The organism is Marinovum sp. 2_MG-2023, assembly GCF_030548265.1.
In the GTDB taxonomy this organism is placed as follows: domain Bacteria; phylum Pseudomonadota; class Alphaproteobacteria; order Rhodobacterales; family Rhodobacteraceae; genus Marinovum.
In genome coordinates, this window is sequence record NZ_JAUOSD010000033.1 from 24,580 (window position 1) to 33,140 (window position 8,561).

At 59.0% G+C, this 8,561-nt stretch carries 7 protein-coding genes; 4 read left to right on the plus strand and 3 right to left on the minus strand.

Translation table 11 applies throughout. The features are described 5' to 3' along the window. Window positions 1–49 precede the first annotated feature (49 nt). The 3 genes from Q4577_RS21640 to Q4577_RS21650 all read right to left on the minus strand — a co-directional run bounded on the left by Q4577_RS21640 (window position 50) and on the right by Q4577_RS21650 (window position 3,613). Window positions 50–1,417, minus strand: a complete 1,368-nt coding sequence (locus tag Q4577_RS21640) for an MATE family efflux transporter (RefSeq protein WP_303472585.1) — start codon at window positions 1,415–1,417, stop codon at window positions 50–52. A 170-nt stretch (window positions 1,418–1,587) separates the two neighbouring features. Then, entirely contained in the window at window positions 1,588–2,280 is a 693-nt protein-coding gene (locus Q4577_RS21645) for a GntR family transcriptional regulator (RefSeq protein WP_244688460.1), read from the minus strand. A gap of 70 nt (window positions 2,281–2,350) precedes the next feature. Further along, window positions 2,351–3,613, minus strand: a complete 1,263-nt coding sequence (locus Q4577_RS21650) for an enolase C-terminal domain-like protein (protein WP_303472583.1) — start codon at window positions 3,611–3,613, stop codon at window positions 2,351–2,353. A 197-nt stretch (window positions 3,614–3,810) separates the two neighbouring features. On the opposite strand from Q4577_RS21650, the gene Q4577_RS21655 reads away from it, so the two are divergent. The 4 genes from Q4577_RS21655 to Q4577_RS21670 all read left to right on the plus strand — a co-directional run. Beyond that, window positions 3,811–4,914 (plus strand): ABC transporter ATP-binding protein, encoded by a 1,104-nt coding sequence (locus Q4577_RS21655; protein WP_303472581.1) that lies wholly within the window; start codon window positions 3,811–3,813, stop codon window positions 4,912–4,914. Further along, on the plus strand, window positions 4,911–5,915 hold the full coding sequence (locus tag Q4577_RS21660) for a sugar ABC transporter permease (protein WP_244688453.1): 1,005 nt from the start codon (window positions 4,911–4,913) through the stop codon (window positions 5,913–5,915). Before Q4577_RS21655 ends, Q4577_RS21660 begins: the two co-directional genes overlap by 4 nt. Before the next feature lie 16 nt (window positions 5,916–5,931). After that, complete coding sequence (locus tag Q4577_RS21665; RefSeq protein ID WP_303472579.1) at window positions 5,932–6,813, plus strand: carbohydrate ABC transporter permease; 882 nt, start codon at window positions 5,932–5,934, stop codon at window positions 6,811–6,813. Between the two features lie 108 nt (window positions 6,814–6,921). Beyond that, window positions 6,922–8,561, plus strand: a 1,640-nt coding sequence (locus Q4577_RS21670; RefSeq protein ID WP_303567654.1) for an extracellular solute-binding protein, incomplete at its 3' end; no start/stop codon positions are given.

The following is an 8,561-nucleotide window of genomic DNA, read 5'->3' on the forward strand; positions in this document are numbered from 1 at the left end:
ATCATCTGCCAGGTCAGACGAGCGCAGACAGGACGACTTTAACCCGGGTCTAGGTCTCGTCAATTGGACCACGTTTCCAATCGCCCCGGTACATCCGGGTGTGGAATGGCGGGAATTTCACCAATTCCTCGAACAGCAACAAGGAAAAGATCCAAAAGACCGAGAGATCCAGCCACAAGATCATGATTGCGGTGACCGGCACCCGGAACAACCATTGTGACCAAATGAAAACATGCATGACATAGATGGTTTCCCCCCCCGCCCGCAGGCTGTTGCCGCAGATCGCATTTGACCCCTTGGGAAAGGGCAGAAGCAAGAGCACGGGCAGAAAGCTGAACAATGTGGCGCGCGTGTCCGGGTGCAGGTTGGCATAGATTTGCCCCGACGACAGGCAGATCACCAGATAGAAGGCCGCCACAACCGCCGCCGCGATAAAGGCCCCGCGCCATGCCCCACGCAGGAACCGGTCCAGATCAGCCTCGGCAACCTTGCGCCCCAAAAGCTGGGCCACGATGATGCCGGTCGCCTGCGCCCAGGAAATGCCAAATGTACCGGCAACCTGAACCCAGGGCAGGATAAGTGTCATGGCCGCAAATTGATTGACCGACAGAGTGGCATACAACAGACCGCACACGCTGTTGGCGGTGGTGGCGCTGACGAATGTGGCGGCAATCGGCAGCGAAAATACCAGATGCCGGCGCAGGGACGCCACAAAGGTGCCATTGCGCCAACCGCTGACAGTCAGAAAACCGCCGGTCTTGCGCCACAGGCAGACCGCCAGAAATCCGACCTGAAGCACCGCAGCAATTGCACTGCCCCATGCCGCGCCGACCACGCCCAGCGCCGGAAGTCCGAAATGCCCGTGAATCAGCACCACGCTGGCGCCCACATTGACCGGCACCGCCAACAAGTAACTGTAAAGCGGCAACCGCGTGTCACCGCAGCCATTGAAAAAGCTGCTCAGACATTGGCCGACCGCCTCGCCCAGAATGACAATGGCAAACACCGTCAGATAGCTGCGCGCCTGGGCATTCACCCAAGGATCATGCGCCAGGGCGTCGATCATCGGACCGCCCGCCAGTGCAAGGATCAAAAGCCCGCCCAAGGTGACAACCAGATTGATCGTCAAACCGGAATAGAGCGCCGATTTCAAAAACGCAGCTTCGCCAGAGCCAAAGGCCTGGGCCACCCGGATCTGTGTGGCATTGGCAAAGGAAAAAATCACCCCCAGAAGCAGCCCGGCAATCGCCGCCGCCAGCCCCAGAACCGCGACGGCAACTTCGCCCAGCGACGACACCAGCCAGGCGTCGATGACGACGATGCCGTGCAACATGATCGCCTTGATCGTCATCGGCCAAGCCAGATTGAACACCGCAGCCGTTGACGGCGCAGCTGCTAAGGGTCGCGTGTCAGTCATATTCGGAACATTTCCGGTGCAATGGATGCGCCTGTTAACCAGGATAAACGCTCATCATCACAACCCGCAGCCCAATGGGCGCGCGACCTGTGACATCATCAAAAGTCAAGCTGTCAGTATCTGGTATTCCAGTTGACCAGAGAGGTCAACCACCGGGCACCGGGCCGGAATTAATGTGTCATCGGCTCAAAATAATCGGCATTGGATTGGGTGATCGACGCGATTGTCGCATCCAGCCGCGACAGATGCAGCATGCCCATGTCCACCGCCGCCTGGGCATCGCCGCTTTTGACGGCCTTGGCCATTTCTTCGTGATCCGCCAGCAATTCGGGCATCCGCGATTCCTTGGACAGGCCAAGCATGCACAACCGGTCGACCTTGGCCTTTTCGGATGAGATCACCTCAAATGCGAAATCAACCTTGGCGATCTCGCAAAGCGCCTGATGGAAATCGTAATCCAACACGCCAAAGGCCTCATAATCATTGTCCTCGATCGCGCGGCGTTGGCGCGCGATATGGATGTCCAGCCGCGATGCGCCAATATCGTCGCAATTTGCGGCAGCACGGCGCAGAACTTCGGCCTCGACAGAGGCGCGGACAAAGCGGCTTTTTTCGATTTCGCGAATGGAAAACCGGCGCACTTCGGTGGCGCGTTGCGGACGGATCAAAAGCAGATCAAGATTGGCCAATCGGCTAAAGGCATCCCGCACCGGCTGGCGCGACACACCGAATTTCGTTGCGATGTCAGCCTCTGACAGTTTGTCGCCAGGGCGCAACGCAAGCGTGGCAATCTGATCATACAGATCGTCAAATATGGCGTCCACAGTGGTTCTGCGTTCACCCACGTGATTGACCTGTGCCATCTCGATTCCTCCTGATAACGGCTAGATAGCCATGTTTCGCCTTAATATCCAGTTGCCTCGGCGGCTGTTTTTACCACCGTGGCACCTGGCGCACATAGTTCGGGATGTATTTCAGCATCTCGTCGGTATCGTCGCGGTCGCGCACCATCGCCCGCTCATAGAGATCATGTAGTTCCGCGACCGCAGCATGATCCAGCTCAACGCCCAGCCCCGGCCCCTCGGGCACTTGCACAGTGCCGTTGCGGAAAACAGGTCGCCCACCTTTGACGATTTCCTTGCTCGACCAGGGATAATGCGTGTCACAATCATAGGTCAGATTGGGGGTCGCCGCCGCCACATGGCACATGGCCGCCAATGAAATCCCCAGATGCGAATTGGAATGCATCGACACGCCCAACCCCGCCGCGCGACACATGTCGCCCAGATGCACCGCACCCGTCGCCCCGCGCCAGTAGTGATGGTCCGACAGGACAATCTGCACCGCATCCTTTTTGACCGCCTCGAAGATCTCTTCGAATTCGACCACCACTAGGTTGGTCGCCAGCGGCATATCGGTCTGGGCCGACAATTCCGCCATGGCCTCCATGCCGCGACAGGGATCTTCGAGATATTCCAGAACGCCCCCCTCGACACCGCCAAGATCCTTGATCACCTTCAGCGCCGTTGGCACGGTCCAGGCCCCCATCGGATCAATCCGCAAAGGATGATGCGGAAAGGTCTCGCGCAGTTTCAACATGGTTTCGACTTCGAGATCGGGCTCAAGAACGCCGCCCTTCAGCTTCAGAGATTTGAAACCGTATTGGCCAACAAACTCCTGGGCCTGCGCCACAAGCGCATCCGGCGTCATCACTTCGCCCATGATATCGGGGCCAAAGGTGGTGTCCTGCTTTTCGAATTTGAAGAAAAGATAGCCGCCAAAGCTGATCGTCTTGCGCGTCGCCCCGCCGAGAAGTTCGTATATTGGCCGCCCGACCTCCTTGCCGCGCAAATCAAGGCAGGCGATTTCAAACGCGGAATAGACCACATCCACCACCTTGTGATCGGCCAGGGCGGTCGGGGCATTGATCCCGCCCGCATCCGGCAGCGCCGCTTCGATCCGGCGGCGCAGATCGCGCAGGTCATAAGGGTCCAGCCCTTCCAGCCGCGCCTGCACCGCGCGCAACCCATCCAAGGTCCGCGCCGCGCCATATGTTTCGGCAAGGCCGACAAGGCCGGTATCGGTCTTCACCTGAATGACCGACCGCAGAAACACCGATTGGTGCACGCCCTTGGTATTGGCCAGCGGCACATCCGGGATGGCGATCGGTGTGACGATAACTTCGGTGATTTTCATGGCATTTCCTCCGTCCCGGACCGGACGCCTCCCTCATTTGCGACTCTCATGTTTATACTAGTATTCCAGATTACTTACTAGTATACCAGATGAAAGTTTCAGCGAATCGCATCACTCGGCTCACGGCATGAGGCCGCGATCAGGGTGAGCGACCGCAGGGCCATCGGCCGGTTGCGGGTCAATTGGAGGGAGGGGACATGTCAGGGGTTCGTTTAGAGGGCATCGTAAAGGCCTATGGTGCGGTTCAGGTGGTCCATGGGATCGACCTGGAAGTACAGGAAAAGGAATTTGTCGTTTTGGTCGGTCCGTCCGGCTGCGGAAAATCCACAACCTTGCGGATGATCGCCGGGTTGGAAGAGATCTCCGACGGCGACCTGACAATTGACGACCGGCATGTGAACCGGGTTGCACCCAAGGATCGCGATGTGGCGATGGTGTTCCAGAACTACGCGCTTTATCCGCATCTGAACGTCGCCGACAATATCGCCTTTGGTCTGCGTATCCGCAAGGAAAGCAAGGAAACCATCGCCTCTTCGGTCGAAGAGGTTGGCGGCATCCTCGGCCTGACACCGTATCTTGAACGTCGTCCGGCGGACCTGTCGGGCGGTCAGCGCCAGCGGGTCGCCATGGGCCGTGCCATCGTGCGCCGCCCCAAGGTGTTCCTGTTCGATGAACCCCTGTCCAACCTTGATGCCAAGTTGCGGACCCAGATGCGGGCGGAAATCAAGCGCTTGCACAAGCGTCTCGGCGTCACCTCGATCTATGTGACCCACGACCAGGTCGAAGCGATGACCCTGGCCGACCGCATCGTCGTCATGCACGACGGCCGGATCGAACAGATCGGCAGCCCGATGGACCTGTTCCTGAACCCGAAAAACACCTTTGTCGCCGGGTTCCTGGGGTCGCCGCCAATGAACATGGTCAAGGCCACCATCGCCGCCGGCGATCAGGGTCCTGTCGCGGAATTCGACGGCCAGCGCGTCCGGCTTCAGCAGATCCCGGCACTGACCAACGCCGTCGGCCTGGAAGTGATCCTGGGCATCCGCCCGGAATTCGTGTCGGTCGCGGATCAAAACGACCCGAACCTTGTCGGGCTGGACATCGACCTGGTGGAAACACTGGGCTCCGAGGCACTGATCCATGCCAGCCTGCAGGGTGAACCCTTTGTCATCCGCACCGATACCGTCGGCCAGATGCACATTCTGGACGGCATCAAGGGCTTCACCATCGAACCGAACCTCGTCAAGGTCTTCGACGCCAAAACCGGCGAGGCGTTGCCCGGGCAGGTGCTGGAACAATGAGCAACGATCCCAATTTCACCGGTGCCGGGGGGCCAACGACCGAAGAACTTGTCTTCGATGCAAAGGAAGCCCAGCGCCGCCGCAAGCCCAGCACAATGCAGCGGGTCGGCGATCACATGAAACGGGAATGGCAGCTCTATGTCATGCTGGTCCCGACGATCCTCTGGCTCGTGATCTTTTTGTACAAACCGATGTACGGGCTTCAGATCGCCTTCAAGGATTATTCAATCTTCCGCGGCGTGGCGAACAGCCCCTGGATCGGGCTGGAACATTTCCAGACCCTGTTCGGCAATGACCAGTTCATTCGCGCCCTGCGCAACACGATCATCATCAGCTTCTATGGCTTGATCTTCGGCTTTCCCATGCCGATCCTGCTGGCGCTGATGTTCAACGAGATCCTGAAGCAGACCTTCAAGAAGACGGCCCAGACCATCGTCTATCTGCCGCACTTCGTCTCTTCGGTGATCATCGCCGGTATCGTAATCACGGCCTTTTCCCCAAGTGCGGGCATCGTCAACACCTTCCTTGGGGCGCTGGGTGTCGATCCGATCTACTTCCTGACCAAGCCTGAATGGTTCCGTCCGATCTTTGTCGGCACCGGTATCTGGCAGGAGGCAGGGTTCCAGTCGATCGTCTATCTCGCGGCCATCGCAGGTGTCTCTCCGACGCTCTATGAATCGGCTGTGGTCGATGGTGCCAGCCGCTGGCAGATGATGTGGAAGATCACACTGCCGTCGATCCTTCCGACCATCATCATCATGCTCATCATCCGCATCGGCAACATGCTGGAGGTCAGCTTCGAGATGATCATCCTGCTCTATCAGCCGGCCACATATGAGACCGCCGACGTCGTGAACACCTTCATCTATCGCCAGGGTATCCAGGGCGGCCAGTACGACCTTGCCGCAGCAGCGGGCCTGTTCAACGCGGTGGTGGCCTTTGTGCTGGTTATGACGGCGAACGCAATCTCCAAGCGCTATTCGCGCACGTCGCTCTGGTAAAGGGGGGGAACCAGTCATGACCAACATGAATCTCTATTCACGTGGCGACAAGATGTTCGTCATCATGAACATGGTCCTCATCGGATTGTTCACCCTCTCGACCCTCTACCCGTTCATCTACATCGCATCGCTGTCGATGAGCACCGGGTTCGAGGCACGGGCCGGCAATGTGATCCTGACCCCGGTCGGCTTCACGCTGGAGGCCTACAAACAGGTGCTGAGCGAGCCGCTGTTCTGGTCGTCGTACATGAACACGTTCATCTACACGATCGGCGGCACGATCATGAGCCTGCTGTTCATCATCCCCGGCGCCTATGCCCTGTCCAAGCCCCAGCTTTACGGGCGTCGGTTCTGGAACCTGGTGGTGGCCTTTACCATGTGGTTCAACGCGGGCCTGATCCCGTTCTTCCTGAACATGCGCGACCTTGGCCTGCTGGACAGCTATCTCGGCATCATCATCGGCTTTGCGGTCAACGGCTTCAACATCATCCTTTTGCGCAACTTCTTTGAGGGCATTCCGCAATCCTTCGAAGAGGCGGCGCGGATGGACGGCGCCAACGAATTCCAGGTTCTCTGGAAGGTCTATATGCCGCTGTCAAAGCCCGCGATTGCCACGGTGGCCCTGTTCTGCATCGTCTCGCGCTGGAACGGCTTCTTCTGGGCCATGGTGCTTCTGCAGGACGAAGAGAAGATCCCGCTTCAGGTCTATCTGCGCAAAGTCATCGTCGAGCTTTCCGACGACGAGGAATTTGCCACCAGCCTGCTGACCGCGGCCTATTCGGTCGAAACCGTGACCGCCGCGATCATCGTCTGCTCGATCATCCCGATCCTGCTTATCTATCCCTTCCTCCAGAAATATTTCAGCAAGGGCATCCTGCTGGGCGGTGTGAAGGAATGACGGACCCGGGACAGCGCAATCGTGAATGCGCCGTCCCCCAAGATCACCTTCGGGCCCTCGCGGGCCCCAAGGGTACCAAAATTTGAATTTCGCAAAAGGGAGGACACCATGCGAACTTTGAAACTGGCAGCCGCTGCCATCCTCGGAACCACCGCACTGACAGCCCCGGCACTTGCCGAAGGCCATCTGCCCATCGTGGACGAGCCGCTGGAACTGACGATCCACATGCACTGGGCCCGCGCCCAGGGGTATGGCCCCGGCGGTGACACATCGAAGATCTATCCGGTCGAGGAAGTGGCACGGGAGAAGACCAACGTCCATCTGATCGACAAGACATCCGGCCGCAACTCGACCGATCAGTCCGAAGCGATGAACCTGCTTCTGGCCACCGGCAACCTGCCCGACATCGTCGGCGGTGCGAAGATCAAGCAGCCGGTCAACGAATACGGCCCCCAGGGTGCGTTCCAGCCGCTGAACGAGCTGGTTGACGAACATGCGCCCAACATCAAGGCATGGTTCGACGAGCACCCCGACATCTGGAAAGCGATCCAGGCCTTTGACGGCAATGTCTATTACATTCCCTACCTGCCCGACGGCAAATATGCCCGCGCCTGGTTTGTCCGTCAGGACTGGCTCGATGCGCTGGGTCTGGAACAGCCCGACAACGTGGACGAGCTTCATGACGTGCTGGTGGCCTTCCGCGACCAGGATCCCAACGGCAACGGCGAAAAGGACGAAATCCCCTTCTTCGTACGCGACTGGGAAGAAGTTCTGCGCCTTTTGAACCTCTGGGATGCACGCTCGACCGGGGCGGATGTCTATCACCAGTTCTACATCAAGGACGGCAAGGTTGTTCATCCCTACGCACAGGAAGCCTATCGTGACGGTCTGGCCAATATCGCCGACTGGTACGCAGAGGGTCTGATCGACGCAGAGGTCTTTACCCGTGGTTCCTCGGCCCGCGACTACCTGCTGGGTGAAAACCTGGGCGGCATGACGCATGACTGGTTTGCCTCCACCTCTGGCTACAACATCGCGCTGGCCGACAAGGTCGACGGCTTCAACTTCATCCCGTTCCTGCCGCCAAAATCGGTGAGCGGCCAGCGGATCGAAGAAAACCGTCGTATCCCGATGAAACCCGATGGCTGGGCGATCAGCTTCTCGAACGAGCATCCTGTCGAGACCATCAAATACTTTGACTACTGGTTCTCGGAAGAAGGCGCACTGCTGGCCAACTTCGGTGTCGAGGGCAAGACCTGGGACATGGTCGACGGCGAGCCGGTCTACAAGGACGAGGTCCTGAACTCCGGTCAGCCGGTTAACAGCCAGATGTATCTGGAAGGCGCGCAGGTCTATCGCGGCTATCCGCAGGACTACCGCTATGAATGGCAGTGGACCCGCGACAGTGCCCGCAAGGGGATCGAACTGTACGACACCCAGGATCTGCTGGTTGAACAGTTCCTTGGCGTGGCCTTCAACGAAGATGAACAGACCGTCTTTGACAAATACTACCCGTCGATCGAGACCTACATGCTGGAACGTCAGCAGGCCTGGATCCTTGGCACCGGCGACATCCAGGAAGACTGGGATGACTACGTGGCTGCCTTGAACAAGATGGGCTACGAAGACGTTCTCGAAGTCATGAACTCGGCCTACGAACGCCAGTACGGCGGCGGGGGGGGGGGGGGGGGGGGGGGGGGGGGGGGGGGGGGGGGGGGGGGGGGGGGGGGGGGGGGGGGGGGGGGGGG

Bases quoted from the DNA above. Each gene is read 5' to 3' on its own strand.
- Q4577_RS21640 (WP_303472585.1), bottom strand. From the start codon at position 1,417: ATGACTGACACGCGACCCTTAGCAGCTGCGCCGTCAACGGCTGCGGTG.
- Q4577_RS21645 (WP_244688460.1), bottom strand. From the start codon at position 2,280: ATGGCACAGGTCAATCACGTGGGTGAACGCAGAACCACTGTGGACGCC.
- Q4577_RS21650 (WP_303472583.1), bottom strand. From the start codon at position 3,613: ATGAAAATCACCGAAGTTATCGTCACACCGATCGCCATCCCGGATGTG.
- Q4577_RS21655 (WP_303472581.1), top strand. From the start codon at position 3,811: ATGTCAGGGGTTCGTTTAGAGGGCATCGTAAAGGCCTATGGTGCGGTT.
- Q4577_RS21660 (WP_244688453.1), top strand. From the start codon at position 4,911: ATGAGCAACGATCCCAATTTCACCGGTGCCGGGGGGCCAACGACCGAA.
- Q4577_RS21665 (WP_303472579.1), top strand. From the start codon at position 5,932: ATGACCAACATGAATCTCTATTCACGTGGCGACAAGATGTTCGTCATC.